The organism is Thalassotalea sp. G20_0 (assembly GCF_017744175.1).
Taxonomy (GTDB): Bacteria; Pseudomonadota; Gammaproteobacteria; order Pseudomonadales; family Endozoicomonadaceae; genus Endozoicomonas.
Genome location: NZ_JAGHQV010000008.1, coordinates 140,701 through 167,628 on the forward strand (window position 1 = coordinate 140,701; position 26,928 = coordinate 167,628).

25 protein-coding genes are annotated in these 26,928 nt (G+C 50.4%); 17 read left to right on the top strand and 8 right to left on the bottom strand.

Features of this window, described 5'->3' with window-relative positions; genetic code table 11:
- Window positions 1-106: 106 nt before the first annotated feature.
- A complete protein-coding gene (locus J7438_RS07205; RefSeq protein ID WP_209276019.1) occupies window positions 107-688 on the top strand; it encodes a DNA-3-methyladenine glycosylase I in 582 nt (193 codons plus the stop codon).
- On the opposite strand, the gene J7438_RS07210 is transcribed toward J7438_RS07205, so the two are convergent.
- The 3 genes from J7438_RS07210 to J7438_RS07220 all read right to left on the bottom strand — a co-directional run bounded on the left by J7438_RS07210 (window position 655) and on the right by J7438_RS07220 (window position 3,635).
- Window positions 655-1,503, bottom strand: a complete 849-nt coding sequence (locus J7438_RS07210) for a hypothetical protein (RefSeq protein WP_209276020.1) — start codon at window positions 1,501-1,503, stop codon at window positions 655-657. The genes J7438_RS07205 and J7438_RS07210 overlap by 34 nt on opposite strands.
- 159 nt (window positions 1,504-1,662) lie before the next feature.
- Window positions 1,663-1,983, bottom strand: a complete 321-nt coding sequence (locus J7438_RS07215; protein ID WP_209276021.1) for a DUF2288 domain-containing protein — start codon at window positions 1,981-1,983, stop codon at window positions 1,663-1,665.
- A 200-nt stretch (window positions 1,984-2,183) separates the two neighbouring features.
- A complete protein-coding gene (locus J7438_RS07220) occupies window positions 2,184-3,635 on the bottom strand; it encodes a hypothetical protein (protein ID WP_209276022.1) in 1,452 nt (483 codons plus the stop codon).
- Between the two features lie 241 nt (window positions 3,636-3,876).
- Between J7438_RS07220 and J7438_RS07225 the strand changes: the two genes are divergently transcribed.
- The gene (locus J7438_RS07225) at window positions 3,877-4,242 is read left to right on the top strand and encodes a nitrous oxide-stimulated promoter family protein (protein ID WP_209276023.1); all 366 of its coding nucleotides are present in this window, start codon (window positions 3,877-3,879) and stop codon (window positions 4,240-4,242) included.
- Window positions 4,243-4,432: 190 nt separating this feature from the next.
- On the top strand, window positions 4,433-5,398 hold the full coding sequence (locus tag J7438_RS07230) for a hypothetical protein (RefSeq protein WP_209276024.1): 966 nt from the start codon (window positions 4,433-4,435) through the stop codon (window positions 5,396-5,398).
- A 172-nt stretch (window positions 5,399-5,570) separates the two neighbouring features.
- Here J7438_RS07230 and J7438_RS07235 read toward each other — a convergent pair whose 3' ends face one another.
- Window positions 5,571-6,293: an SDR family oxidoreductase gene (locus J7438_RS07235; protein WP_209201348.1), complete on the bottom strand. Its 723-nt coding sequence runs from the start codon at window positions 6,291-6,293 to the stop codon at window positions 5,571-5,573.
- Window positions 6,294-6,884: 591 nt separating this feature from the next.
- On the opposite strand from J7438_RS07235, the gene rsxA reads away from it, so the two are divergent.
- The 7 genes from rsxA to J7438_RS07270 all read left to right on the top strand — a co-directional run bounded on the left by rsxA (window position 6,885) and on the right by J7438_RS07270 (window position 14,553).
- The gene (gene rsxA / locus J7438_RS07240; protein ID WP_020581588.1) at window positions 6,885-7,469 is read left to right on the top strand and encodes an electron transport complex subunit RsxA; all 585 of its coding nucleotides are present in this window, start codon (window positions 6,885-6,887) and stop codon (window positions 7,467-7,469) included.
- 71 nt (window positions 7,470-7,540) lie between these two features.
- Window positions 7,541-8,131: an electron transport complex subunit RsxB gene (gene rsxB / locus J7438_RS07245; RefSeq protein ID WP_209276025.1), complete on the top strand. Its 591-nt coding sequence runs from the start codon at window positions 7,541-7,543 to the stop codon at window positions 8,129-8,131.
- Window positions 8,128-10,476 carry an electron transport complex subunit RsxC gene (rsxC, locus tag J7438_RS07250; RefSeq protein WP_209276026.1) on the top strand — a complete coding sequence of 783 codons (2,349 nt, stop codon included), beginning with the start codon at window positions 8,128-8,130 and terminating at the stop codon, window positions 10,474-10,476. The genes rsxB and rsxC overlap by 4 nt, the downstream gene beginning before the upstream one ends.
- Before the next feature lie 88 nt (window positions 10,477-10,564).
- Window positions 10,565-11,641, top strand: coding sequence for an electron transport complex subunit RsxD (rsxD, locus tag J7438_RS07255; protein WP_209276027.1), 1,077 nt, complete (start codon window positions 10,565-10,567; stop codon window positions 11,639-11,641).
- A gap of 3 nt (window positions 11,642-11,644) precedes the next feature.
- Complete coding sequence (gene rsxG / locus J7438_RS07260) at window positions 11,645-12,355, top strand: electron transport complex subunit RsxG (protein WP_209201351.1); 711 nt, start codon at window positions 11,645-11,647, stop codon at window positions 12,353-12,355.
- Window positions 12,345-13,085, top strand: a complete 741-nt coding sequence (locus J7438_RS07265; protein WP_209276028.1) for an electron transport complex subunit E — start codon at window positions 12,345-12,347, stop codon at window positions 13,083-13,085. Before rsxG ends, J7438_RS07265 begins: the two co-directional genes overlap by 11 nt.
- A 118-nt stretch (window positions 13,086-13,203) precedes the next feature.
- Window positions 13,204-14,553, top strand: coding sequence for a hypothetical protein (locus J7438_RS07270; RefSeq protein WP_209276029.1), 1,350 nt, complete (start codon window positions 13,204-13,206; stop codon window positions 14,551-14,553).
- A 50-nt stretch (window positions 14,554-14,603) separates the two neighbouring features.
- On the opposite strand, the gene J7438_RS07275 is transcribed toward J7438_RS07270, so the two are convergent.
- A complete protein-coding gene (locus J7438_RS07275; RefSeq protein ID WP_209276030.1) occupies window positions 14,604-15,332 on the bottom strand; it encodes a hypothetical protein in 729 nt (242 codons plus the stop codon).
- Window positions 15,333-15,667: 335 nt separating this feature from the next.
- On the opposite strand from J7438_RS07275, the gene J7438_RS07280 reads away from it, so the two are divergent.
- The 6 genes from J7438_RS07280 (at window position 15,668) to plsB (ending at window position 22,717) form a co-directional block, all read left to right on the top strand.
- A complete protein-coding gene (locus tag J7438_RS07280) occupies window positions 15,668-16,486 on the top strand; it encodes a DUF3943 domain-containing protein (protein ID WP_209276031.1) in 819 nt (272 codons plus the stop codon).
- Between the two features lie 104 nt (window positions 16,487-16,590).
- On the top strand, window positions 16,591-17,223 hold the full coding sequence (gene nth / locus J7438_RS07285; protein ID WP_209276032.1) for an endonuclease III: 633 nt from the start codon (window positions 16,591-16,593) through the stop codon (window positions 17,221-17,223).
- 33 nt (window positions 17,224-17,256) lie between these two features.
- Complete coding sequence (locus J7438_RS07290; RefSeq protein ID WP_209276033.1) at window positions 17,257-18,315, top strand: beta-N-acetylglucosaminidase domain-containing protein; 1,059 nt, start codon at window positions 17,257-17,259, stop codon at window positions 18,313-18,315.
- Between the two features lie 48 nt (window positions 18,316-18,363).
- A complete protein-coding gene (gene dapE / locus J7438_RS07295; protein WP_286196450.1) occupies window positions 18,364-19,518 on the top strand; it encodes a succinyl-diaminopimelate desuccinylase in 1,155 nt (384 codons plus the stop codon).
- Between the two features lie 10 nt (window positions 19,519-19,528).
- Complete coding sequence (locus tag J7438_RS07300; protein ID WP_209276034.1) at window positions 19,529-19,945, top strand: hypothetical protein; 417 nt, start codon at window positions 19,529-19,531, stop codon at window positions 19,943-19,945.
- A gap of 273 nt (window positions 19,946-20,218) precedes the next feature.
- Window positions 20,219-22,717 (top strand): glycerol-3-phosphate 1-O-acyltransferase PlsB, encoded by a 2,499-nt coding sequence (gene plsB / locus J7438_RS07305; protein ID WP_209276035.1) that lies wholly within the window; start codon window positions 20,219-20,221, stop codon window positions 22,715-22,717.
- Window positions 22,718-22,779: 62 nt separating this feature from the next.
- On the opposite strand, the gene J7438_RS07310 is transcribed toward plsB, so the two are convergent.
- Together J7438_RS07310 and J7438_RS07315 are read right to left on the bottom strand one after the other, a co-directional pair.
- Window positions 22,780-23,559, bottom strand: a complete 780-nt coding sequence (locus tag J7438_RS07310) for a class I SAM-dependent methyltransferase (RefSeq protein ID WP_209276036.1) — start codon at window positions 23,557-23,559, stop codon at window positions 22,780-22,782.
- A 193-nt stretch (window positions 23,560-23,752) separates the two neighbouring features.
- Window positions 23,753-23,899 carry a hypothetical protein gene (locus J7438_RS07315; protein ID WP_209201360.1) on the bottom strand — a complete coding sequence of 49 codons (147 nt, stop codon included), beginning with the start codon at window positions 23,897-23,899 and terminating at the stop codon, window positions 23,753-23,755.
- Here J7438_RS07315 and J7438_RS07320 point away from each other — a divergent pair.
- The gene (locus J7438_RS07320; RefSeq protein WP_209276037.1) at window positions 23,888-25,006 is read left to right on the top strand and encodes a polyamine ABC transporter substrate-binding protein; all 1,119 of its coding nucleotides are present in this window, start codon (window positions 23,888-23,890) and stop codon (window positions 25,004-25,006) included. The genes J7438_RS07315 and J7438_RS07320 overlap by 12 nt on opposite strands.
- Before the next feature lie 286 nt (window positions 25,007-25,292).
- Here the strand turns inward: J7438_RS07320 and J7438_RS07325 are convergent, their stop codons facing one another.
- Window positions 25,293-26,735: an NAD(P)/FAD-dependent oxidoreductase gene (locus tag J7438_RS07325; RefSeq protein ID WP_209276038.1), complete on the bottom strand. Its 1,443-nt coding sequence runs from the start codon at window positions 26,733-26,735 to the stop codon at window positions 25,293-25,295.
- Window positions 26,736-26,928: the final 193 nt, after the last annotated feature.

Consider the following 26,928-nt stretch of genomic DNA (forward strand, 5'->3'; position numbering starts at 1 on the left):
ACTGCCATTGTTGCTGGTAGCCAGAAAACTGCAAATAAATGCACTATCTGATGTAATTGGCAAACTAGCCCTGTTGGCAAGTGTCTGACAAAAGGAGTTTTTTATCTTGAGTGATTCTCGATGCAGCTGGTGTCATGGCAATGAACTCTACACCCGATACCATGACGAAGAGTGGGGCGTTCCCTGTCATAACGACCAGAAACTCTTTGAATTCCTGATTCTTGAAGGTGCCCAGGCAGGTCTGAGCTGGATCACCATCCTGAAGCGCCGAGAAGGCTACCGGAAAGCATTTCATCAATTTGACGTTCAACAAGTGGCCAGAATGACAGACCTGGATATTGAAAAGCTGATGCAGGACAAAGGCATTATCCGCAACCGGCTGAAAATTCGGAGCGCCATTAACAATGCCAGGGCGTTTATCCGGGTGCAGGAGGAATTTGGCAGCTTCAGCCATTATCTGTGGTCGTTTGTAAACCATCAGCCCATCATCAACCAGCGACAATCCATGAGTGACGTACCAGCCACCAGCGATATTTCAGACCGCATGAGTGACGGTCTGAAAAAACGCGGTTTTAGTTTTGTTGGCAGCACGATCTGTTATGCCTATATGCAGGCAATGGGGCTGGTGAACGATCACCTGGTCAGTTGCCCATCTTATCTAACCGAGAAAGTTATTGCTTCTGCATAGGTTGGTGGTTGATAACCTTGTGGTGCTGATTCATCAATTACGGGTTCCGTCTGTGTTGCCTTCTCACAGATTGTTTGTGTTGCTTTCTCACGGGTAGCTGGCTCAGGGGGACTTTGGGTCGGGTCAGGAAGGACAAGCCTGTCACACGCTTGGCGATACTCAGCTCCGTGGGCATACCATGGGTCTTTGAGTGCAGCTTGAAGGGCATGGCGGTTTAATGCATGCGGGTTGTCACGCTTGAGTTGCTTATAGCTGCTATAGGCCCCGCTACAGTAGCCATAAACACCCATAAGGACACAAGTAAGGGGTATTGCACCGAACATAAGACCCAAGAGTAAATGAACGTCATCGGAATCGGAGGTAGGATTAGAGGTCGTGGTCAGGTTTGTCGTTGGGTACGCTAAGGATGGCGTGTACGGGGTACCTGCGGCGTTTGCCCCATTATTGAATGCCGGGCTGGTACTCACTGGGTATGCACCGGCCTGGGCAGGCATTGTCGCCAGAAACATCAGCCCCTGCCCTATGACCGGAGCATGGTGAGAGGCGAACCCGGCCACACTGCGAAACAGCATATTGCTGTCCCGCAGGGTCTTACTGACAAACTGTACGCCGTAATCAGACAGGGATTTCTCTGTCGTGATATTATTTTCCGCGCCAATGTCCGGACAAACCGATTCGCTGGGTTGTGCGAAATCGACAGCCCTGCCGTTGGCCGTTGGCACCTGGCCACAACATTTGGTTTGGCAAGCTGCGTCTTTTTTGGCAACCATTTGCGCAAAGGGAAGACTGAATGACGATCCAAGGGTAGGGTTCATTTTGGAAGTTCCTTTCGAGGCAATCTCCTTGTTAAGACCATCAATCAGCAATTAAGTTCAACAGAGGCCAGCAAAAGCTGTCAGCAAAAAAAATGAAAAAGGTATCAACAAGATAGCTTTCAGTGAAAGGTTGCTGATCCCTTTTTTTCGACACAGCACCTACCGTCTTTCCTGCTCTCTTTCCTGCACCAGTACCCAGGGGCGAACCACAACCGCCCACAGATCACGATTATCGGTAACCCAGGACTGGGCCTGCTTATCGCTGACCGCCCCCAGGACACCCTGTTCAACCCAGGCTTCTACTGCTGATTTATTGTCTTCCGAGATCTGATAGCCAACATCAATCAGGTCCAGCGAATCATCCACTTGCAGCACAACCCCCCGGGCAAAGTAACGCAGCAGTTCAGACCAGGCTATTAATGAGGTTTCCTGATTTAATTTGGCCTTTTCAAGCAATTCACGGCTAACCGTCTCAGACATCTTTTGCTTCCCATTTAATTGCACAGATATTGTACAAACCGACAATTTTTTTATAACGGTGGGCGGGAGCATAACAGCACATAACACTAAAGTGAAAACGCTCAAAAGGACCTGTTGACGTTTCGGTGCTTACTCGCAAAGCGTCAACAGGCCCGGTTGAGCTGACTTTGTCTTTAATGGAGAGAAGCCCCGGTTCTCTTCTATACGGAACCTTGACTGCTCAAAGCTGCGAAACCTGCACTATCGGTGATGGTTATCTGTTTGTTTTGCAGTTTGAACAACGCCCCGGGAGACCGATCAATACTGTCTTGTTGCCCGCTGTAAAAGTGTCTGGTGAGTTGATCAACGCTGTCACTGTATTCTGAATATGGAAACATCTGTGCAGACCAGCCAGTATGGAGAATGAATTCTTTTAGTTCATTGAGTGCCTTTTCAGCCCTGATGATTGGGGAATCGGTAGTCTTTTGTTGATTCAAATGAAATAACACAATGCTTTTGAACTTCAAGCCGAGTTCTTCACAACGCTCTTTATAGAATTCTGAAAGGTAAACTTCCGGCTCACCTGAGACATTTATTGAAACTTTAATGAATTGCATTGATGAACTCATCCATACCTTTGAAGAATCAAGTTTACGAACAAACTCTTCAAGATCTGAATGTTGATCTTCTGCTCCAATTAATAAGAAAACAGAATTTGCCTTGGCAATCTCACAGCGTGCGCCTGACACTATATATCCGCCAGTATTACAAGATGTTTCTTGACTGTTGCCATGAGTGGGTGTGGGCGGGTTAAATTCTAAAATGACAATCGCACTATTTTCTTTATCTGTGGTCCGGAGTTGCTGACCATTTAACGTTTTGTTCAGGTAGGTGGTTGCTGTAGTAAAAAACCGGACATTTTTTCCCTCTATAAACTGTTTTCTGACATTTTTAAGGGTCGGTGAAGTCACCGGGGAACGAGAAGAACCCTCGTCGTAATCAATATCTATACAGCGCCAGGCAATTTTTTTATCTGATACCCCGCTCTTGGTGATTTGCTGGTGAATCAGCTGCTCCATCAACAATGCTCCAGCCCCCATGGATATAAAAGTTACCCGACTGTCCGGCAGTTTTTGCAGATAGTCGCACACCCATTGAGTAACCTTGTTGATCACCTTTATACGGGATTTTATGCTGTCAATTTCGTCATAAACATTAAAACTCAGGTACCCCAATTTAACACAGGTTAGTGATTCATTGCTTGCCTCCGATACTTCCCGTCGATGGATAAACTCACTGGTATGGATATCTTTATATTCAAGCTTCTTTGCTACCAGGGAGAGGCGCTTAAATAAATCATCAATTGCCTGAAGCTTAACACTGGGCAGGCCGGGATAGATCATTTCTTCAACCATACGATGAATTGCTTCTTTTTTTTCTGACTCTGTTCCACCTGAAGGAATTTTTTTGAGCAGCGAGAGGCAGGCTTCGTTTGTCAGTTTTAATACAGTTCTTAAGGACAAGGGGATTTTTTGATGTTCGATGATATATCGTGAAACAGTCTCCTTTACAGCGCTGGGGTTAACAGTAATGTTCTCTGGTAATGACTGGCCTGCAGCCTGAGGCTCTGGTGTAGAAGGGGTATTGTGGCAGCTACTGATAGTGGTTTGCATAATTACTGACTCAAGTGAATATTTTAATGGGCTGAGCAAATTTGTTCAGTACTTGAGTAATAGAAATAATTTCTTGGGAAAAGTTCAGTTTTGTCACAGGTCGACTGGTATAAATGACACGTATGGGCTGGTTCTCAATGGCCATCAGACCTCGTCAGTGCTATTTTCGAAGGCCTGATTTGGCAATCAAGGCGGATTATGGGAGGATGGCCTCCTATAAACAGAGAAGGTTACGTTGTTTATGCCCCTCGCTCTCAAAGGCCGCCTGAAAGATCACCCCAGGCTGACCCGTGAATATTTTACCGTCACTCGCATGATTGAGCTTTACTGCCACCACCATCACCAGCACCCCACCTTGTGCAATGAATGCCTCTCTCTGCTGGCATTCAGCAAGCGACGGCTTGAACGCTGTATTTATGGGGTCGAAAAACCCACCTGCGCTAACTGCCAAATCCACTGCTACAAACCGGAGCAACGCCGACAAATTCGCGAAGTGATGAAATGGGCTGGCCCTCGCATGCTACTTAAACATCCCGTTCTGACCATTCAACACCTTTTTGATGAACGCAGGGCTGCACCGGTGCATCCCAACGCCGGAAGTAATTGAATTAGCCAGAGGGAACTTCCCTGTAAAAAACTGGTCTGATAGTTAGTAACAAATATAACTCTGGACGGATTTAAATATGGAATGTCGTTGGCTTAACCCGAATGTTCTTCGAGCCCCACAGCGTGAATACCCTCTTCTACCAAGAGAACCCGGGGAAGAGAGCCATACACCGGCCCACTCCCGTAACCCTTTGGCGGGCAACTCATTTACTGGTCTTCGTTGTTATGCACCGGTTGAGGGATTACTGGTAATTCATGCGCCTCCCGGCACGCCGTTTGAGCCAAGAGATCTGCATACCCGTCAATCACATCATGCACCTTCCGGGCATGTTTATACCCAGCTTCCCCACGGGAACACGCCAAGCCCTTCTCAACGAGCTGATATGCTGATGGCCAAAGCAGCCACATTCAAGGGCTTTGAGAAGAACTTCCCCCATCATACTCCGAGGGAATTGGCTGATGCGGGATTTTCCTACAGTAAACATAGTGACTCAGTTTATTGTGATCGGTGTGATAAGCATATTGGCAACTGGAAACCTGATGATATCCCATGGGTTGAACATACTCGCCTGTCGCCAGACTGCGCGATCGTGAAGTGGGAAATGGGTCAATCATTTATCAAAGCTATTAAAGAGTCATTTGATGTGGAAAAACAATTAAAACAGTACTGCGATCAACACACTCCTGTAAAAGATGATCCTTATAATACGCTTTTAAAATTCAGACTGAGCTGGCCTTACCAACAACTTGAACAGATTTACAATAAAAACCTTAAAGATCTTCCGAAAGAAATGAAAAAGGTCGAACAAGCCTTTATTCATTGGCATTATACTGAAAATCTCTCTGGAAATAGCACTTTGTACGCTTCCTGTATTCTAAACCTGCTTAATCCCCGGAACCATGACAAGGCTGCCATAGCTGAATCCTGTAGAAGGTACGAGCAGGAATACAATGAATACCAGGATCAATTAAAAGCATTAAAAGAAGAGCAACGGCTAATTGTCCAGTTGAAAAATGAGCGCATTGCACTCTTTGAGCAAGTAAATCTGCAAAGGCAAATAAGAATCAAGGCTGAACAAGAGGGTGAGGATGCAGAGATCGCCCGTAGACTTCAAGAACAGTACAACACTGGACAGTTTCAATTACCTGTCCACTAAGTCACAAAATAGGATTCCATTTGGTTAACTACGTAACCTCATTTGAGGACTCGAGTTGGCTTGCATGCATTATGAATGCACATGCAAGCCGACTTTTATCAAGACCATTTGCAACATGTTCGCGACAACCCCGGGGTCGTCGGAATCAGGTGCCTGTCAGAGCTTAAATCCTCTACGCCGTTTGTCGGGTAGCCGTCACTACCAGTTCACGGATACAGACATTTTGCGGCTGCTGATACACAAAGGTAATACAACGGGCAATATCCTCTGCCGTAATAACGCCGCCCATGCCGTGCTTCCACTGCTCATAGCCCTCCTTGATTTCACTGGATGTTGTATGGCTCAGCAGCTCAGTTTCTACCGCTCCCGGTGCGATGGTTACCACCCGTACACTGTCGTCAGCCAGCTCTTCTCTCAGGGTTTCAGATAAACCGTGCACGGCAAACTTGGTGCCACAATAGGCCATATGGTTTGGAAAACTTTTGATACCGGCCACTGAACTGATATTGAAGATGGTACCCCCTTTTCTGGCTTTCATCTGACCGGCAACGGCATGGATGCCATTCAAAACACCTTTGATATTCACATCAACCATGTTATCCCACTCGGCAGGATCCTGTTCATCGGCACGACCCAGCTGCATTAGCCCGGCATTGTTGATAAGACAGTCTGTCGGTCCATAGCGAGACTCGGCTTCTTCGATAACCAGTTTCAGGGCATCACGATCCGTCACATCCACTCGTCGGCAAAGTGCGTCAGTCAGATCAAGGGCCTCCAGGCGCTCGGCCCTTCTGGCCAGTAATAACAATGGATGTCCAAGCTGACTCATGGCCCTGGCAACGGCTTCACCAATACCAGAGCTGGCTCCGGTAATAACGACCAATGGTTTATTCATGGCAGGACTCCTGATGGAGTATATGTTGGGATTTCAGTCCACCGACTTGTGGTGAACCGGGTGCGGATGTATTGACGTGCAGATAATTATGATAGCTGATCTGAAAAGGCTTATTGATGAGAAAACAGCATTCGTTGACTGTTATTCGGTATTCGTCAGCCCCATTAGAGGCATCACTACATGCATCCGGCCTGTTGTGGCGTTATAATCCCCGACTCCTGAGCCAGGAGGCTGTTCATTTAAGACTCAATGAGTCCTCCGAAAAAAGCATCCAAACCGGTTACCGGCCTATCGTTATTCGATTTGCATCTTTAAACATGATTTATCTGCTTTTTCCGGAAATATATACTTGACGCCTTCCATCAGGTATCCAACCGCATTTTTGATCGGCTGGCTCTAAGAGGCTGTCTGAGAATAGACTGCCCTACTGCGGTGGCAGCAAATTGGTCTAAAAATTCCGTTTTGTTCGGCAAATAGAACCACTATTCACCTCAAAAAACGGAATTTTTATCCTCAATTTTCTGCCATCCTCGCTACGGGCGCTATTCTCAGACAGCCTCTTAAGAGCCAGGCATTGCAGCAGGAAAACCAATGAGCGAACTGATACTGATTCTGGTCAGCGCCATACTGGTCAACAACTTTGTACTGGTCCAATTCCTTGGGTTGTGTCCTTTTATGGGCGTGTCCAACAAGCTGGAATCAGCCATGGGTATGTCAATGGCCACCACCTTTGTGCTGACACTGGCCTCTATCTGCAGCTATCTAACGTATAAGTACATCCTATTGCCACTGAACCTGGAGTTCCTGAAAACCATCTCATTCATTCTGGTGATTGCCGTGGTGGTGCAATTCACCGAGATGGTGGTGCGCAAAACCAGCCCGCTGCTGCATAAGGTGCTGGGCGTGTTCCTGCCACTGATTACCACAAACTGTGCGGTACTCGGGGTTGCCCTGCTGAACACCAACCGCATGGACAGCTCCCTGGTGGATTCCGCCACCTACGGTTTTGGTGCGGCGGCCGGTTTTTCCCTGGTACTGGTGCTGTTTTCCGCCATGCGTGAGCGTATCGCCGCAGCGGATGTACCAACACCATTCAGAGGGGCGGCTATCGGTATGATCAGCGCCGGTCTGATGTCGTTGGCATTTATGGGTTTTACCGGGCTGATCAAACTGTGAGTGCAGGATTTCAAACCATGATGAGAAATGCCAGACGTGATAAAAAGCTGAAGGAGCGGTTGCGTTAGTCCATGGACATTGTTCTTTACGCCATTGGAGCCCTGCTGGCTCTTGCCTTGATTTTCGGGGCGATTCTCGGTTTTGCTGCTATCCGTTTTAGGGTGGAAGGCAACCCGATTGTTGACCAGATTAATGAAATTCTGCCCCAGACCCAGTGCGGCCAGTGCGGTTATCCGGGGTGTCGCCCTTATGCGGAAGCCATTGCCAATGGTGATGCCATCAATAAGTGCCCGCCCGGTGGTCAGGCAACCATCAACACACTGGCGGACCTGCTGGATGTAGAGCCTGAGCCGCTGGATGCGGAACATGGGCAGGAGTCGGTCACCAAAGTTGCCTTTATCCGGGAAGCGGAGTGTATCGGTTGTACCAAGTGCATTCAGGCCTGCCCGGTGGACGCCATCCTGGGTGCCGCCAAACAGATGCATACGGTAATTTCCGATGAGTGTACCGGTTGCGATCTCTGTGTTGAGCCCTGCCCTGTTGACTGTATCGAAATGCGTCCTGTGGATATCACGGTCAGGACATGGCGCTGGGCGCTGCCCCAGCCGAATCATGGCAAGGCTGGTTTGATTGCCACTGACCTCAGGGGGCAGACCGTATGAACGCAATCGCAAAAAGCCCACACCAGGACCTACAGAGCCCTGTGGCCGGGAGCCAGCTGATAGCAAGTTCTGAACGCAAAATCTGGCCACTGACCGGCGGGGTTCACCCGGAAGAAAACAAGCATCAGTCAACCAGCCGCCCTGTTAGTGTTCCGCCTCTGCCTGAAACACTGGTGCTGCCATTGTCGCAACACGCCGGTTTGCCTGCTGATCCGCTGATCCGCGTGGGGGACAAAGTACTCAAAGGCCAGATGATTGCCAAAGCGTCCGGCTTTGTCAGCGCCGCGTTGCATGCCCCCACCTCGGGCACTGTTACCGCCATTGAGAACCGTCCGATTCCCCATGCCTCCGGCTTTTATGACCTGTGCATCATTCTCGAAACCGATGGTCAGGAGCAATGGTGTCCACTGGCCCCCGTAGCGGATTATCGTCAACTGTCGCCTGCTGAACTGGTAGAAAAAGTGCGTGATGCCGGCATCAGCGGTATGGGTGGCGCTGGCTTCCCTACCGCCATCAAACTGGCACCCGGCACAGCAATTAATACCCTGATTATCAATGGTACGGAGTGTGAGCCCTATATTACCGCCGACGATATGTTGATGCGGGAAAAGGCTGATGCGGTGATTCAGGGCGCAGAAATCCTCCAATATATGCTGGGGGCCCAAGAGTGCCTGGTGGGTATTGAAAATAATAAACCGGAAGCCATCACCGCGATGCGCAGGGCGGCGGCTGGCAAAAATATAGACATTGTCGTTTTCCCCACCATCTACCCTTCCGGTGGTGAAAAACAGCTGATCCAGATTCTTACCGGTCAGGAAGTGCCTTCCGGAAAACTGCCTGCGGATCTGGGCATGGTGGTTCAGAACGTGGGAACAGCCGTTGCCGTCAAAGACGCCATTGTGGACGGCAAGCCACTGATCTCTCGCATCACCACCCTCACCGGTGATGCCTTGGCAGCGCCACAAAATGTAGACGTATTGATCGGTACACTGGCTCAGGACCTGCTGCAATACGCGGCGCTCAAAACGTCCGAATTATCAACGCTGGTGTTTGGCGGCCCCATGATGGGCTTCAGTGTTGATCGCATGGATATCCCGGTGATCAAAACCTCCAACTGTCTGATTGCCGCGACGGAGGATGAGTTTCCGGCAGCACCGGATGCCCAGGCCTGTATCCGTTGCGGGCACTGTGCCGAAGCGTGTCCATCGTCATTGCTGCCCCAGCAGCTTTACTGGCACGCCAGGGCTGAGAACCATGAGCAACTTATGCACCACAATCTATTTGACTGTATCGAGTGCGGTGCCTGCTCCTTTGTCTGCCCGTCGTCTATTCCGCTGGTTCAGTATTACCGGGCATCCAAAGGCGCTATTCGCACCCAGGAAGCCAAACACGCCAAGTCCGAGCGCTCCAAACAGCGCTACGAAGATCGCCTGGCCAGACTGGAGCAGGAAAAAACCGAGAAAGAGGCCAAACGAAAAGCCAATGCCGAACGGGCAGCAAAACTGAAGGCCGCCAAAACAACGGAACAAACCGAAAGCAACGCCAACGCCGAAGAGGACCCGATCCAGGCCGCTATCGCCCGGGCCAAGGCAAGAAAAGCAGCGGCTGCTGCAGGGAACTCCGAGCCTGCGTCAGCCAGGCAAGCGTCTGATAGACCGCTTTCTGCCAAACAGAAAGAGCTGAAAATTCAGCTGTCAATGGCCAAAGCTCAGGCCAAAAAGACAGAAAGAGTGCTGGCTGCCGCAGAAGCTTCTGCTGAGCTTAAAGGCGACAGGGGAGATATTGAACAACTGAAGTCTAATCTGGCAATGCTGAATGAGCAGGTAAGTAAACTTCAGCAGGCGTTTGATGAAAACAGTCAGTATTCTGCCAGCAAAGACAGTGCAGAGAAGCCCGTTAAAGCTGCCAAACCGGCACTCTCAGACAATGAGAAGAAACGCAAGGTTGAACTGGCCATGGCCAAAGCGGCCTTGAAAAAAGCAGAGCGCGCACTGGCAGCAGCGGTTGAGAGCAACAATGAGAACACCGAGTCGTTCAAGCAGGCCGTCGAAGCGTGCCAGGCCAACATCAAGCGCCTCGAAGCTGAAGCTTCAGAGCCTCCAGTAGAAACGGCGATAACCCCTTCTGCGGATGCCAGGCCATCAGCAAAAAAGGCCAAAGCACCATTAAGTGATGAAGCGAAAAAGCTGAAAATCGAGTCTGCCATGGCCAACGCTGCGGTGAAAAAACTTCAGCGAGCGATCGCCAGTGCCGGTGAAGATGAGCAGGATACGCTGAAACACCAGCTAGTGGCAGCGGAACAAAAGGCGGCTGAGCTGAAACAGGCTCTGGAGAGTCTCTCGTGACTTGCAGCTACAGCCACCTTGTTCCCATGCTCTGCGTGGGAGGAAACCCGGGAAGCATGATAAAGACACAACAGAGCGGAATCGTTGAATGGCTTTGATTAATAGCAGATCGTCCATCAGCCACAGGGGAAGAGAGACCTCACCCCATGCGCTGGGACAAAACAGCACTCAGCGGGTCATGAGTCTGGTGATCATGGCCACCATCCCCGGTCTGATGGCACAAACGGTCTTTTTTGGCTGGGGTACACTGATCAATGTTGTCTGGTGCTCCCTGGTTGCGATGGGCTGCGAAGCGGCCTTGGTATCACTGCGCCAGCGGTCCGTGAGCTTCTACCTGAGTGATTGCAGCGCCCTGTTGACCGGCGTACTGCTGGGGTTGGCATTGCCGCCCTTTGCCCCCTGGTGGCTATCACTGGTCGCCGTCTCCTTCGGCATGGTTATTGGCAAACATCTCTATGGCGGCCTGGGTCAGAACCCCTTTAACCCGGCCATGCTGGGCTATGTTGTGGTACTGATTTCATTCCCACAGGAAATGACCACCTGGCTGCCACCACTGGGGCTGGAAGGTCATAACAACAGCCTGACCGATGCCCTGTTCACTATTTTCCCCCTGGGTCAGAGTGTTGATGCCATCAGTATGGCCACCCCACTGGATGTGTTGCGCGAAAACAAAAGCCTGACCATCAATGAACTGTGGGAAGCCAACCCGGTATTTGATGGCATGGCTGGTCGTGGCTGGATGTGGGTCAACCTGGCCTATCTGATCAGCGGCGTCTTTCTGATCTGGCGCAAAGTATTTACCTGGCATGGCCCTGTGGGGATGCTCGCCGCCATTGCCATTATGGCGACCCTCTTCTGGAGTGGTAACGGGTCAGACAGTCATGGTTCCCCGCTGTTCCACCTGCTCAGTGGTGCCACCATGCTGGGTGCTTTTTTTATCATTACGGATCCGGTCAGCGGTGCAACCAGCAACCGAGGACGTCTGATTTTTGGTGCGGGTGTTGGCGTTATGGTCTACGTCATCCGTGCCTGGGGTGGATACCCGGATGGTGTCGCCTTTGCCACGCTGCTGATGAATATGGCTGCCCCCACCATCGACTATTACACTCAGCCACGCACTTATGGCCACCACAAGGCCAATAAAGGCCTGCCAAAGAAGGACTGAATCATGAGTGACGGCCAGATTCCTTTAAAAGACACCACCGACAGCAAGGCTCCCGACAGGAATGATCTGCTGCAAAGCATTTTTCGCAATAGCCTGGGCCTTGGCCTGTTTGCCGTATTTACCGTAGGCCTGATTTCCGTGACCTGGATCATGACTCAGGAACAAATAGAGACACAGGTTCGAGCCTATGAAGCCAAAGCATTGATGGAGATTTTACCGGCAGATACTCACGACAATGTGCTGGTAGATTCCAAAATTGTTCTGGAACCATCCCCCCTGCTTTCCAGCCAGGATCAACGTGAGGCCTATATTGCCCTGAATGATGGGGCGGTCTCTGCCGTTATACTGCCGGTCACCGCACCTGACGGGTATAGCGGGCGAATTGAGCTTTTGGTGGGCATCAACCACAATGGCACGCTGGCAGGCGTCAGGGCCATCACCCACAAAGAGACACCCGGGCTTGGCGACAAAATTAACAGCAATGTCACCGACTGGATTCTCGGTTTTGCCGGCAAATCCCTGGGCAACCCCGCAAGCGAAGGCTGGGGGGTGAAAAAAGACGGTGGTGAATTTGACCAGTTTACCGGTGCCACGATAACGCCAAGAGCGGTTGTCGCTGCGGTTTACCGCGCACTGCAATACTTTGAGGCAAACCGCAAGCTATTGCTGGACCCACTCGCCGGTGTCCGCGAGGAGATTCAAGATGACAAATGACACTGTGGCGAACAAGAGTACCGCTGGCAGCCAGGCCGCAAAGATTGCCCTGGACGGTCTCTGGAAAAACAATCCGGCACTGGTCCAGCTGCTGGGCCTGTGCCCTCTGCTGGGGGTTTCCAGCAGTGTCGTCAATGCGCTTGGTCTGGGCATAGCGACCATGCTGGTGGTGATGGGCTCCAACGTTGCCGTCTCTCTGATACGGCACCAGGTAACCGATGCCATTCGCCTGCCCGTATTTGTGATGATTATTGCTTCCTTCACCACCTGTATCGAACTGCTGATGCAGGCTTATACCTACGAACTCTATCGGATACTGGGTATTTTTATTCCGTTGATTGTCACCAACTGCATCATCCTGGGCCGGGCCGATGCCTTTGCCTCCCGAAACCCGGTACTGCCTGCCGCTTTTGATGGTTTGATGATGGGTACGGGCTTTGCCGTGATTCTGGTATTGCTGGGGGCACTGCGGGAGCTGATTGGCCAGGGCACGCTGTTCTCCGGCATGGACCTGCTGCTGGGCCCCATTGCCGCTGACTGGACCATTACGGTGATTGCCAACTACAAACAGTTCCTGTTTGCCATTCTTCCCCCGGGTGCCTTTGTCTTTATGGGCTTTTTGATTGCCATTAAAAATATTGTTGATCGTCGCCTGGAAGAAAGAAGGAAAAACCTGCAGCCGGTAACAGCAAAAGGAAGTAAGCGGGTCAGGGTTACGGGTAATGTTTGATTATTCTTAACGCTTATATTGGAACTTATTCTCTGATTTCCTGTCTATTGAATCAGAATCGGTAAATCTATTTTGATTTGTCAGACAGGCCCCCGTTAAACCAGAGGAAAATTCTGTAATGTTATCTGTTCAATCTACTCACCCACTCTTGCGATCAACACCAACAGGCAATGAAAAACCGGTTGAAGACGTGGAGGTGAGCAGATCCACTCAGCCTGTTGAACTGACACAACTCCAGAAATGCATTCTGGGCAGCCAGCGCTTTATCCTCGATACAGTACATCTGGTTGAAGTTATGAACAAAGTCTTTGGTAAAAAGGAACCAGACGCCTCGCTACAAATGCCAGACAATTTCGATGCACTGCCGGAGTCAGAAAAGTACGAAAGTCTGACTAAGCTTGTCAGGCAACTTGACGTCTATTTCCACCAAAGCCCCATTCTCAGGGAAGAACAGGGAAAAATAGTGGAGCGCTGGAATGCCAAAGAGCAAACTAAAGTCATTGAAAACCTGAGTGACGTTGCCAAAAAAGAGCTACGGTCAGTACTTGAGCCCTTAAGGACTGCTGATTTAGAGCCCCTTGAGTTTACTGATCAATCAGTTCTTCTTATTCCGGGAGCGGCTATCCCTCGAATGCACCTTCGTCCTAAGTTCGCTATTGCACAAAACAGTGATAATAAATCGCCCGGACTGCTGCTCTGTAACGGTTCTGCAAGGCCTTTGGGCGACGTCGACACGCTTCAGGATCTTACCAGCACTGAATGTCTGTATGGTCGCATAAAGGAACTGGTTGAAGAGTTTAAAACTACCCTGGGCCCCATTGCCACAGAAGCTCACGCCCAAATGGCTCTTATGGACATGCTCCGTAAGGCTGACCAGAAAAGCGATCAGGAAAGCGATCAGGAAAGCGATCAGGAAAGCGATCAGAAAAGTGACCAGGAAAGTGAGCCGAAATGCTTTCTGAACAAACAAACCATCTATGTAACTTATACCGGAGAAGTTCAATACTATCAGCAATCTCTCCAGGAAGATGGCAAATACACGCTCAACCTCAATAAGGAAAATATCAGCACTGGCAGACCAAACACCGAAGCAACGATGGTGTCTGCCTTAAATGCCCTGGAACAACTGCCTGGAGCCACTCCCGGAGACATCGTTCTGGTCAGCAATCAGCCCCATATACGTGCCCAGCAAATTGCCACAGAACGCGTGGTTGCCAATAGAGGGCTCAACAATGAGTATTCTCCAATAACCATCCGTGCCAGTGGTGAAGGGTGTTCGCTGAAAAGCTCTAAAGATTTGTTCCTTGCCATCGACTCAGCCAGAAAGGCAATCCAGTTGTTAAATCCGGATTATCATGTGACAACCAATTGGGTCACCCCCCCGGAATGGAAGCTATTTGAATCCAGGAAAGCCGGTGAATGGCAGCTCTATAAGCCTGAGCAACCGCCACTGGAACTGTTGGTTTAGGCTTTCTTCGCAGGGTGGCTTGCTGATGTTATGCCAACCTGCGAACGCCCCTAAAAATCCGCATCAAGATGATAGCTGTCAATCAATTGCTGAATTTGATTATCCAGTTTTTTCTGATGATTTATAAAGGCACCCTGCCTATTCTGATGCTCTGTTAACAGGCCATCACTATCAGCATAAAAGGCTTCTGCCCTGGTTAATCCGTTATACAGAGGATTATATTCACGACTTGCCCGTTCAGCAGAAAAATAGAACGCATAGGTTTGCGATACCAGAATCGAGCCTCTATCCATAACCCGAGCGGTGATAACAACTTCTGTATCGGTATCTGGAATCGGATTTATGGTTATTGGTCGATTCATTGTCAGGGGTTTCATTTTTAAATGAGCAAGCTGATCTGAATAGACAGAACCAAATTCCTTTATCTCCCACAACTGGTCGATATCCCCTCCCTCAGCGTACATGGTTCCCCTGCCATTCGACCGGGTTCGAACATCGATATCAAGCTCAATCATGTTGAAGGCATTGGTTGGAGCCGTCACGTTTGCACCGGATTTTTTCAATGAAACTGACAGCTGTTTTTCCAGATATCGGGCAACATCTGAAGCGGTATGTTTTTTATCAACATAAACGGAATCTGATCCAAGGCGTCCTCTGGCGATGAGGCTCTCGGCAAGTTGGTTGGCTATAACATTCCAATATTGAGTAAATGGAACAGGCTCATATTCCGGTGAGGATACTGCCAGCAACCTGGTTGAAGGAAATAGTCCACCGATCATTAATAAACCTGTAACGACTGACAGGTATAACTGCTTATTAAACACGATACATCCCTATACTGCTTTTTTATTTCAATGTAGCATGTGCAACCTTATTCGTGTTCAGGCCACCTGAACCACTACTCTGACAAAGTCAGAAATCCGGCATAACAAAATAAGAGCCTGATTTATCAGCCCGATAAAACTGGAAATAATGATAAACCTCAATCGATTATTGACAGAATTCACTATAGAATCGCCCTCTTTTGTCCAGAACAGGGGTAATGACCTGAATGGATAACCCGTTTTTGGGTGGTGTCTGCGCCTCCCCCCAGCCATCTCATGAATAAAAGACGATGCTTAACCAGATATTGCCAGTTTTTTTATCTGGCCTGATCATGCTTTCCGGCTTTGTCCAGGCCAACGCCACAGCTCCTGCTGCCCCATCAGTGGCGGAGCCAGACGCTGAGTTCACCCTCCCTCTTCAGGAAGAGCGCTCCCCATGGGCGATAACCCTGTTCGATGACAATCCTCAGGAGAATCAGGCACGCCTCTGGTCCCAGACAAAACTCATGTTCGGTCTGGGCGTTGGTGTGATTGGTGCCCTGGCCGTTATGCCTGAGTCCTTTACCAACTGGGATAAGTCTGACTTGAAACAGTTCCACAAAAAATGGTGGGATAATGTCAGTTCAGGCCCGGTTATGGATGAAGATGACTTTTTCCTGAACTACGTAGCACACCCTTACTTCGGTGGTGTGTACTACATCGTTGCACGAGAGTCTGGTTACAACCAGTGGAACTCCTTTGTCTACTCCTTCCTGATGTCCACCTTCTACTGGGAGTACGGTATCGAAGCCATCGCTGAAGTGCCTTCCATTCAGGATATTATCGTAACGCCCATTGGTGGCTGGCTATACGGTGAGTGGGCTTACCAGCAGAAGCGCTCGATTGTCGACAATGATGGCCTGGTATGGGGCTCTGCCGGTCTGGGCTCCACGGCGTTGTTTTTCCTGGATCCGGTCGACAGTATTGACCAGTGGATCAATGGTGACCGTGAACAGCCCGTTGTGGAAGACTTTGATATCCGTCTGGCATTTGCTCCAACCTTTTATCAGGTAGAGAATCAGGATGAAGACCGGAACTATTTCGGCCTGGTCATGACATTCCGGATGTAACCCGCTCAAATACCTGCTATTTCCTTTCATAAACAGGGCACTCCAGCCCTGTTTTGCAGTAAAATAAGCACAAACTGATTTTTATACTTTTTACTGGTCAAAGGATGAACAAGGAAAAGCGCACACAGATTTTTACCCGGCTTCGGGACGCTAACCCCAACCCAACGACCGAGCTAAACTACAGTACACCTTTTGAGCTGCTTGTCGCGGTGATACTGTCTGCCCAGGCCACCGATGTAGGGGTCAACAAAGCCACCGATAAGCTTTATCCTGTTGCCAATACCCCTGAGGCAATGCTTGCCCTGGGAGTGGATGGCCTGAAGGAGTACATCAAAACCATCGGGTTATTTAATGCCAAGGCAGACAACGTTATCAAAACCTGTCAGATGCTGATTGATAAGCACAATAGCGTGGTACCCGATAACCGGAAAGATCTTGAAGCACTTCCCGGCGTTGGACGAAAAACGGCTAACGTCGTTTTAAATACCGCCTTTCATCAGCCCGCCATGGCCGTGGACACCCATATTTTCCGGGTATCCAACCGAACAGGCATTGCTCCCGGCAAGGATGTGCTGGAAGTGGAAAAACGGCTGGTCAGGCTGGTTCCCAAAGAGTTTCTGATGGATGCCCACCACTGGCTGATCCTCCATGGCCGTTATGTGTGTAAAGCAAGAAAGCCACAATGTGGTAGCTGCATTATTGAAGACCTTTGTGAGTTCAAGCAGAAAACGTCTTAGTCTGACTCACTTTAAACAGGGAAATATCCGCTCATGGCATTCCACTATGGCGTAATAGAAGGGCTGTATGATCAGGAAAACCAGTGGTCCTGGGAGTCCAGGAATGCCTATGCCAGCTTCTGTGCAAAGAAAGGTTTCAATTTCTATATCTACGCACCAAAGAATGATCCTTATCTACGCGAACAATGGGATCAGCCCTGGCCAGAACAGGATTTCAACCACCTGAACACACTGGGTTTGTCGCTTAAACAAAACAATGTGCGTTTTGGTATCGGACTCACGCCGTTTAATGTACGGGAACTGAACCAGAAAAGTCGCCAACAGCTGAAACAGAAAATCGCCAGCATCAATCAACTGAATCCACAGATTCTCTGCATTCTCTTTGATGATTTCAGTAACGACATTGATGACCTGGCAAAAACCCAGGCTGACATTGCCGAATTTATTGCCGCAGCAAGCACCGCGGCCCAATTTATTGTCGCAGGCACCTACTACTCAAAAGACCCGTTATTGCAGAGAGTCTACGGCACAATGCCCGAAGGCTACTGGTCTGACCTGGGGCAATACCTGGACCCACAGCTTGATATTTTCTGGACAGGCGACCACGTTATTTCCCTTGGCTATGATCAGTCAGGCTTACAGGAAATGACTGACCACTTCCAACGCAAACCCTTTCTTTGGGACAACTACCCGGTCAATGATACCGAATGGCTGAAACACCGGCTCAGACTCTATACCTTCACCGGCCGCCCGTGGCAAATCAGTGACTGGTGCCGTGGTCATGCCGTCAACCCGATGATCCAGCCCTGGCTATCCATGATACCGCTGGCCACTCTGGCAGACCTTTACCAGCAACAAGACCGGTTTGATGGCCATGCCAGCTTCAGGAAGGCAGTGGTTGATCTTTGCGGTCAATCGCTGGCATCGGCCATCGAAGACAACCTGCTCTATTTTACCGAAGAAGGCACGTTGAACTTTTCCGGTTTCACCCGCAAACGCCTGGAAAACACCTTTTCGGCGTTTCAGTCCGACACAGTGCAGCCTTACGTCCAGGAAATTCTCAAATGGTTGCAGTCCGGTGAAAAATGCTAGACTGCACTGCAATTACTGCCAACTATCCATTTCTTTCCAGAACAATAAATGACCGATTCCCTGACTATGACCTCCAAAACCCTGCAACTGGCCATGGACCTGATCAGCCGCACTTCCGTCACTCCTGAAGATGCGGGCTGTCAGGAACTGATGATCAGCCGACTTGAGCCATTGGGCTTCAAGGTTGAGCGACTCCGCTTCGGTGAGGTCGATAATATCTGGCTGCGCAGAGGCGACCAGAGCCCGGTGCTCGCCTTTGCCGGACATACCGATGTAGTGCCCACCGGCCCGGAAGGGATGTGGGACAACCCACCGTTTCAGCCGGCAATCATCGACGGCATGCTGCACGGCCGTGGAGCCGCCGATATGAAAGGCAGCCTTGCAGCCATGGTCACCGCCTGCGAAGACTTTCTGGCAGAACACGCTGACCATAAAGGGTCCATTGCCTTTCTGATTACCAGCGATGAAGAAGGCCCCGCCAAAAACGGCACTGTAAAAGTGATTGAGTACCTTGAAGCCCGAAACGAGAAAATTGACTGGTGCCTGATTGGCGAGCCATCCAGCAGCAACCGGGTGGGTGATGTGGTGAAAAATGGCCGCCGTGGCTCACTCCATGGCCACCTTACGATCAAAGGTATTCAAGGGCATGTAGCCTACCCTCACCTGGCCAGAAACCCGGTACATGAAGTAGCCCTGGCCATTGCCGATCTGACCGGAGAAGTCTGGGATGAAGGCAATGAATTCTTTCCCCCCACCAGCTTCCAGATCTGGCAGATCCATGCCGGCACCGGTGCCAGCAATGTCATCCCCGGAGAGTGCCAGGTGAATTTCAACTTCCGGTTTTCTTCAGAACTGACGGCTGAGCAGCTTCAGGAAAGAGTCACCGCGATTCTGGACCATCATCAGCTGGAGTACGATATTGACTGGCATCTGAGCGGTCAGCCGTTTTTAACCCGCCCCGGGGCCCTGGTCAATGCCGCTCAGCAAGCCATACGGGACGTTACCGGCATGGAGGTGGAGTTATCAACCTCCGGCGGCACCTCCGATGGTCGTTTTATCGCGCCTACTGGTGCCCAGGTGGTAGAGCTTGGCCCGGTTAATGCCACCATCCATAAAGTGAATGAGTGCGTTAACGCGGAAGATCTTGATACCCTGCAGGAAATCTATACGGGTATACTTAAGCATTTGCTAGCTGAAAAGTGACGTTTCTCCAATGAGCAGTCTTGATCCATCAAAAGCTGACGCAACCGAAGTCGACGATATTGAAGTTTACGCCAGCGGTCTCTCCCTGGAGGCTATTACCGACTGGCTGAACGATACCTTTGATACCGTTGTGACAGTGAACAGCGGCAAAGTAGTGCATGACATGGAAGTCACCCGCCTGGGCAACACCATTCCTGTGATGATTGTTGAAAACGCTGTTGGCAAAGCCTGGGCCAGCATCTGGTTTAAAACCAAAGGCACCCCCTGGCAGGATGACACCCAGTGCGCAAGAAGCCTTCAGGCCTATGGTCAATGCCGGGTTCGCTGCAACTCCGGTCCCTGGCAGGAAGGAGCTGATATGGATGAATGGTGGCAACTGGATGAACACGGCCAGGAAAAGCTGATCAAGTGGCCTAACGCTTCATAACCAAAAAGCAGCCTGGCTGCTTTTCAGGGGAGAAAACAGGATAACCTTCTAATGAGCCATACTATCGAACGGAGAGTGGTTTCTTCCTGACGCTGAAGCTCCGTAACTTTTGCGCAACACCACGTAATCAGGCTAGAATGGCCGATTAACTCATCAGCGACTTGAGAGCTATCATTTAATCTCAAGCTATGAGGCCTGTACCGGTTTATCGGTACCAGTCTTCTGACGTTTATTATCTCCTTTACTGACGGATGCAGGCCAAGAGCCAGTTCCATGCTGAAGCCCATTACCCTGAATCGCTATGTTTTTCATAGCCTGAGAAAACTCCTCTCCACGTGGGTGCGTACCACGGTTGAAAACAACAATCCTGAAGCTTTGCACCTGCAGGCCGGAAAACCGGTGGTCTATGTTATGCACCAGCGCTCCCTGACGGACCTGATGGTGCTGGAAGGTGAGTGCATAAAAGCAGGTCTGCCCCGCCCTTACAAACCCATTGTCGCTGACCAGCCACAGAGCAAAGCGCACTTTTTTCTTAGCCAGCACGAAGGCCTGATTCTCCAGAGAGAACGGCCAGAGCCACCGGAACTGCTGGAAGCGCTGGTCAGGCAGGTTGAAGCAAAGCATCAGGATGTCCAGCTCGTTCCCGTTACTATTATCTGGGGACGCTCACCGGAAAAGGAACAGTCCGCCTTTAAACTGCTGTTTGACTGGAACTTCAGCCTTGGCGGACGTTTCCGGAAGTTTCTGGCAACCCTGCTGCACGGCCGACAGACCATGGTGTCTTTCAGCCCTGCCTTATCACTGCAGGAAATCATGGGTGACAGTAACAACCATGCCCGCAGTGTGCGCAAGGTCAACCGGATTCTCCGGGTGCATTTCCGCCAGAAAAAAGCATCGGTTCTGGGGCCGGATCTCTCCCACCGTCGTATGCTGGTCAACAGCCTGATTCATACGCCCGGGATTCAGAAAGCCATTGCGGCAGAAGCTGCGGCTCAGGAAATCACCCTGGTAGAAGCCGAGACAAAAGCCAGAAAATATGCCAATGAAATCGCTTCTGACTTCTCCATGCCCGTTATCCGCTTCCTGGATATTATCCTGACCTGGTTCTGGAATAAGCTTTACAGCGGCGTAAAAGTCAATCATATCGAGCCCCTGAAGGCGCTGGCACAGAGCCATACAATTGTTTATGTGCCCTGCCATCGAAGCCATATCGATTATCTGCTGCTGTCGTACGTTCTGTACTATGAAGGTTTGCCGCCGCCCCATATTGCTGCGGGCATTAACCTGAATATGCCGGTGGTTGGCACCATTCTGCGCAAGGGCGGTGCCTTCTTCATGCGCAGAACGTTCCGTGGCAACCCGCTTTACAGCATGGTCTTCCATGAATACATGTACACACTGACCAGTAAAGGCTTTGCTACCGAATATTTCATTGAAGGCGGCCGCTCAAGAACCGGCCGTACGCTGACACCAAAAACCGGCATGCTCTCCATCACCGTCCGCAGTTTCCTTCGTGATCATCGCAAACCGCTGGCGTTTGTTCCGGTCTATATCGGTTATGAAAAGCTGTTGGAAATGGCCAGCTATCTGGGCGAACTCCGGGGTGAAGCCAAGAAAAGTGAGTCCCCCCTGGATATAGTCCGCACACTGGCGGCCCTGAGAAATGAGTTTGGCAAGGCGTGGATCACGTTTGGTGAGCCACTGGACCTGGGCTCGTTCCTGAATTCACAGGCACCCAACTGGAAAGAAAGCTCAGGTTCCAATGACAAACCAGCGTGGCTGGAAAAAACCACGTCGAATCTGGGCGATATGCTGGCTGGCAGAATCAATGCGGCAGCGGTCATCAATCCGGTTAACCTGGTCGCCATTGCCCTGCTCTCCTCACCCAGGCATGCACTGGGTGAAGAGGAGCTGATTCGCCAGCTGGATGGCTATACACGTCTACTGTCCATGGCTCCCTACAGTGACCGGACGGCAATGACTGATCTGGATGCCCGCAGCATGATTCACTATGTGGAAAACCTGCAGCTGATCCAGAGAAAGACCGATGCGCTGGGCGATATCATCAGCATGGATGAGAAAACAGCCATTGCCATGACCTATTATCGCAACAATGTGCTGCATATTTTTGCCATCCCGTCCCTGATCAGCTGTTTCTTTGTGAACTGCGCCAGCATCACCAGAAAAGAGATTCTGCGCATCAGTGCGGTTCTCTACCCTTACCTGCAGGCGGAGCTGTTCCTGCAGTGGACGCAACACGAAGCGCTGGCCGTGGTGCAAAAATGGCTGGATTGTCTGGTTGCAGAAGGACTGATTACCCATGGCCAGGATGATGATGGCGAAGCGTGTTATTTCCAGCCGGACCCTGCCACCGCCGAATACATCATGTTGAATGTTTTCTCACGCTCCATTGTCCAGACACTGGAACGTTTCTATATGGTGATCAGCCTGCTCCTGCGCAATGGCAGTGGCAATATTGAAGCAGAAGCCCTGGAACATCAAAGTGGGGTGCTGGCACAGCGCCTGTCGATCATTCATGGTCTTAATGCGCCGGAGTTTTTTGATAAATCACTGTTCCGTGGCTTTATTGCCCAGATGCGCTATCACGGTGTATTGGAGATCACGCAAACCAATAAACTGGTGTTTGGCGATGATATTCAGAAAGTGGCTGATCAGGCGCACACCCTATTAACCACTGAAATACGACACAGTATTAACCAGACCAGTCGATACGGAGTCAGTAACGGTCCGGGAGAAAAATCCACACCCTGAATAGCGGGCAAAACGCACGATAATCGTGGTCACACCATGACCACGATGATCATTAGATCTGATTACCCGGAAAATGCCTTCAGGGCATAAATATCATAGCGACAGGCTTTCCCTTCCAGCCGGTAGGTGGGAGCCTGACCATTAAGATCCGGTGCCAACCTTGGCCTTTTCACAACAACCCGATACCGTGCAAGATTCAGTGCCGGTTGCAACAACTGATTCGCATCCGGATCATCCCCCAGCAGATCCTGAAACAGCCGCATCTCTTTTTTGACCAAAGCCGACTTTTCCCGGTGAGGAAACATCGGATCCAGATAAACAACATCGTATTGATTATCTGATGCCCCCATCAGCTCAATGGCATTACCAGGCAAAAGGGACATCTGTTGTGCAATGGGTGCGACATCACTATCCTCAAGTGCCCGGCGCAAACCATCTGCCAGAAGGGCTGCCACCACCGGTGACCGTTCAATCAGGGTGACATTGCACCCCAGGCTGGCCAGCACAAACGCATCCCGACCCAATCCACCGGTTGCATCGAGCACCGATGGTTTGACGCCTTTATTCAGACCCACGGCCTTGGCGATATCCTGGCCTTTGCCACCACCAAACTTGCGTCGATGCCCGGCCTTGCCACCGACAAAATCAACGACAATCGGCTTCTCTTTCGATCCTGCACGCTGAACCGCCAGCTCTCCGGATGCGTCAAAAGCCACCAAAGCGTCTTCATCAACGTATTGAAGACTGTGACTAAAGCCGGTATCCAGTTGTGCGGCAAGGCCTTCAAGCAAAGCCTGAATGGCAGGGTGATCAGAAGCAAGAAGAAATAGCGGGGTAGACATCAGTGCAAAAGAAATAAGCCATGGGGGTGGCAGAATCTAACACCTCCAGAGCAGCCGTTGCAATCTATGCACATCAGCGATATGTTCCGGGAGCCTGTTCAGGTTCACTCAGTCATAGGTTTTTACCGCTATTTCATAAAGCAACGATGGATTTCCCATAACCTTGTTGCTATCTTCCGCAGCTTCATTTTCATCAACCTGATGACTGGGGGTGTAGCGACTCCGTTGAGTCACTACTGACTATTGAAAAAATGCCATCGAAGAGTAACTGGCTCCAACTGACCGGAGTACCAGGCTGCTCACCCATGGCTTGCTGTAAGGATTCACCATGATCAGACATCTGGGGAAATCTGTATCCACTCTTGTAATCGCTGCTTCTCTCACCATAGCGCCTGCATTTGCCACAACGGCCGATGAAGGGCAGAGAACGCTTAATATCTATAACTGGTCGGATTATATCGCCGAAGACACCATAGCCAACTTTGAGAAAGAGACTGGCATTAAGGTTCATTATGATGTCTTTGACAGCAATGAAGTTCTGGAAGCCAAATTGCTTTCAGGAAAAACAGGCTATGACATTGTCGCACCAACAGCAGACTTTCTGCTTCACCAGATCAAAGCCGGGGTATACCAGCCACTGGATAAAGAGAAGCTTCCCAACTGGAAGCACCTGGACGCTGAGTTGATGGCCTTGATGGAAACCTACGACCCGGATAACCGGTACTCGTTTCCCTATCTGTGGGGCACCACGGGCATCGGCTATAACCCGGAGCGGGTGAAAGCGCAGTTGGGGAAAGATGCCCCTGTCAACAGCTGGAGCCTGATCTTTGATGAAAAGCATATCAGCAAGCTCAGTCAGTGTGGTGTAGCGTTCCTGAATGCACCAACCGATGTGATTCCAGCGGCCCTGAGTTATCTGGGTCTTGACCCGAACTCGACCAACAGAGCGGATTACGCCAAAGCCGAAGCACTGCTGATGAAAGTTCGTCCCTACGTCACTTACTTTCACTCTTCCCGCTCCATTTCTGACCTGGCCAATGGTGATATCTGTGTCGCCATGGGCTGGTCCGGGGATATTCTGCAGGCAGCAGACCGTGCTGCCGAAGCAGACAATGGCGTAACTGTAAAGTATATGATCCCTGATGAAGGTGCTGGCCTGTGGTTTGATACCGTAGCCATTCCCAAGGATGCCAGAAACCCTGAAGAGGCCCATATCTTTCTGAACTACCTGCTGCGTCCGGATGTGATCGCCAACATCACTGACTATGTGGCTTATGCCAACCCGAATAAATCCGCCACAGCATTAGTGGACGACGACATTCGTGAGAACCCTGGCATCTATCCAACCGTTGAGGCAAAAAAACGGTTATTTGTCTTTAAGGTTCTGCCTCCCAGAATTAACCGTCTGGTTAACCGCCTGTTTACCAAACTGACATCCGGTCAATAAAAGCTGCAAGGGCAAGAAAGGGTGTACTCTTCCTTGCCCCTGAAATATCAGAGCATCGACATGATGGACCGGAACACCGATCCTGAGATGCCTGCATAGTCCGTTAGAAAGAAGCCAAAGCCCCAGTTAATAATTGCAGTCACGGAAGACCTCCTGTTTATGAAAACAAAAACATGAAAACATGGTGTCGCCCGCAAATAGACAAAGAAACATCCATTTTGTTCACTTCATCATAAGAATTATTTCACATCAGCCAACAAAAAAACGCTGACTGACGTAAAATCCATCAGGCACTCAGGGAATCTTCAAGCTCTGCTTTCCAGATGGCCATGGCCAATGCCGGTACACGAAGGACTTTTGGCGTTGGTATCCACTTGTGGCGAATACGGGAAAACACATCAAATCGCCCTGACATCCCCGCCATTGCTTCCGCAACCACACGCCCGGCAATATTGGTCAGGGCGACACCATGCCCCGTATAGCCATGTGCCGTGTAAATATCATTTCCCAGATGCTCAATATGCGGCATATATTCCCGGGTAACCGCAAACAAACCACCCCAGTGGTACTCCATTTTCACATCATCAAGCTGTGGAAAGACCTTCAGCATCCGCTGACGCAGACGCTCTTTGGAGTCACTGTATTCGCCATTGAACGGGTGATTAACACCGCCAAACAGAATTCGGCCATCGGCAGTAGGACGGAAATAGTCAAGACTGTTGTTTAAGTCAGACATGGCCATTTTGTTGCTAATAGGCTGTCGTTTACCCAACGGTTCGGTAACGGCAATATACGAGGCCACCGGTAATACTTTGCTTTCCGCTTTCCGGTTAAGACCGTCGATGTAAGCGTTACAGGCCAGCAGAACCTGCTTCGCCTTCACACTGCCCTGCTCCGTCAGTATCCGGTTTGGACTGCCTTTCACCAGTTTGATCGCCTTGCTCTGCTCAAATACGCGAGTGCCCAGCTCAATCGCTGCGCGGGCCAGGCCCAGGGTGTAGTTGAGGGGGTGCATATGGCCACTGTTGGTATCGAACAGTCCACCCAGATACTTCTCGGTTGAGGTCACTTCCCGGATTTTGTCCTGATCCCACCAGGTCACACTGGGGTAATCATAACGGGTCTGCTTCAGCTCCAGCCAGGACTTCAGCTCTTTTACCTGACTTGGCTTGATGGCCAATTCGATATAGTTCTGCTGGAAATCACAGTCGATGTTGAACTCACGGATACGATCACGAACGATATCCAGCGACTCACAGGAAAGATCCCACAGCTGCTTTCCCCACTGCGGACCAAAGGTTTCATCCACCTCACGCAGCCCCAGACAGTAGCCCGCCAGACACTGCCCGCCATTGCGCCCGGAAGCGGCCCAGGAAATACGGCCAGATTCCAGCAGCACCACATCAAAGCCACGCTTGCGCAGTTCAATGGCCGCATTAAATCCGGTCATGCCACCACCGATGATGCACACATCCGCAGTGATATCTCCACTCAGCACCGGCTGAAGTTCCAGTGAATGCCCGGTGACCTGATAATAGGAATCGATATATTCGCCAGCTTGGCTCATTCCAGTTGCCCACTCATTGTCAAAAAACTGAACGTCAATAACGCAGAGACCTGAGCGATGCAAACCAACCATTACACACTCATCGTCAGTCTCTGATATGGCAGTATGGCTTTGATCACCATAAGCGGCGTGGATTATCAGGCGGATATACGATGCTGGCAATAAGTACCCGACTGCATAAAACGGTAATTATCCTACGCATGGAACGAGACACACTCGATCTGCCTGGCAATAACTCCCGGAAACTGAGCTTGTCCCTCTCATAACCGAATCCGGATATACATGACCTTAATTTCCACTTCCCACCCCCCGGCCTCTGCCGCTACGATATCGCCAGCCAAGGTCATAAACACAT

What these genes read in the sequence shown, in the direction of transcription:
- J7438_RS07210 (WP_209276020.1), bottom strand. Translation starts at nt 1,503, where the DNA reads ATGAACCCTACCCTTGGATCGTCATTCAGTCTTCCCTTTGCGCAAATG.
- J7438_RS07215 (WP_209276021.1), bottom strand. Translation starts at nt 1,983, where the DNA reads ATGTCTGAGACGGTTAGCCGTGAATTGCTTGAAAAGGCCAAATTAAAT.
- J7438_RS07220 (WP_209276022.1), bottom strand. Translation starts at nt 3,635, where the DNA reads ATGCAAACCACTATCAGTAGCTGCCACAATACCCCTTCTACACCAGAG.
- J7438_RS07225 (WP_209276023.1), top strand. Translation starts at nt 3,877, where the DNA reads ATGCCCCTCGCTCTCAAAGGCCGCCTGAAAGATCACCCCAGGCTGACC.
- J7438_RS07235 (WP_209201348.1), bottom strand. Translation starts at nt 6,293, where the DNA reads ATGAATAAACCATTGGTCGTTATTACCGGAGCCAGCTCTGGTATTGGT.
- rsxA (WP_020581588.1), top strand. Translation starts at nt 6,885, where the DNA reads ATGAGCGAACTGATACTGATTCTGGTCAGCGCCATACTGGTCAACAAC.
- rsxB (WP_209276025.1), top strand. Translation starts at nt 7,541, where the DNA reads ATGGACATTGTTCTTTACGCCATTGGAGCCCTGCTGGCTCTTGCCTTG.
- rsxC (WP_209276026.1), top strand. Translation starts at nt 8,128, where the DNA reads ATGAACGCAATCGCAAAAAGCCCACACCAGGACCTACAGAGCCCTGTG.
- rsxD (WP_209276027.1), top strand. Translation starts at nt 10,565, where the DNA reads ATGGCTTTGATTAATAGCAGATCGTCCATCAGCCACAGGGGAAGAGAG.
- rsxG (WP_209201351.1), top strand. Translation starts at nt 11,645, where the DNA reads ATGAGTGACGGCCAGATTCCTTTAAAAGACACCACCGACAGCAAGGCT.
- J7438_RS07265 (WP_209276028.1), top strand. Translation starts at nt 12,345, where the DNA reads ATGACAAATGACACTGTGGCGAACAAGAGTACCGCTGGCAGCCAGGCC.
- J7438_RS07270 (WP_209276029.1), top strand. Translation starts at nt 13,204, where the DNA reads ATGTTATCTGTTCAATCTACTCACCCACTCTTGCGATCAACACCAACA.
- J7438_RS07275 (WP_209276030.1), bottom strand. Translation starts at nt 15,332, where the DNA reads ATGATCGGTGGACTATTTCCTTCAACCAGGTTGCTGGCAGTATCCTCA.
- J7438_RS07280 (WP_209276031.1), top strand. Translation starts at nt 15,668, where the DNA reads ATGCTTAACCAGATATTGCCAGTTTTTTTATCTGGCCTGATCATGCTT.
- nth (WP_209276032.1), top strand. Translation starts at nt 16,591, where the DNA reads ATGAACAAGGAAAAGCGCACACAGATTTTTACCCGGCTTCGGGACGCT.
- J7438_RS07290 (WP_209276033.1), top strand. Translation starts at nt 17,257, where the DNA reads ATGGCATTCCACTATGGCGTAATAGAAGGGCTGTATGATCAGGAAAAC.
- dapE (WP_286196450.1), top strand. Translation starts at nt 18,364, where the DNA reads ATGACCGATTCCCTGACTATGACCTCCAAAACCCTGCAACTGGCCATG.
- J7438_RS07300 (WP_209276034.1), top strand. Translation starts at nt 19,529, where the DNA reads ATGAGCAGTCTTGATCCATCAAAAGCTGACGCAACCGAAGTCGACGAT.
- plsB (WP_209276035.1), top strand. Translation starts at nt 20,219, where the DNA reads ATGCTGAAGCCCATTACCCTGAATCGCTATGTTTTTCATAGCCTGAGA.
- J7438_RS07310 (WP_209276036.1), bottom strand. Translation starts at nt 23,559, where the DNA reads ATGTCTACCCCGCTATTTCTTCTTGCTTCTGATCACCCTGCCATTCAG.
- J7438_RS07320 (WP_209276037.1), top strand. Translation starts at nt 23,888, where the DNA reads ATGATCAGACATCTGGGGAAATCTGTATCCACTCTTGTAATCGCTGCT.
- J7438_RS07315 (WP_209201360.1), bottom strand. Translation starts at nt 23,899, where the DNA reads ATGTCTGATCATGGTGAATCCTTACAGCAAGCCATGGGTGAGCAGCCT.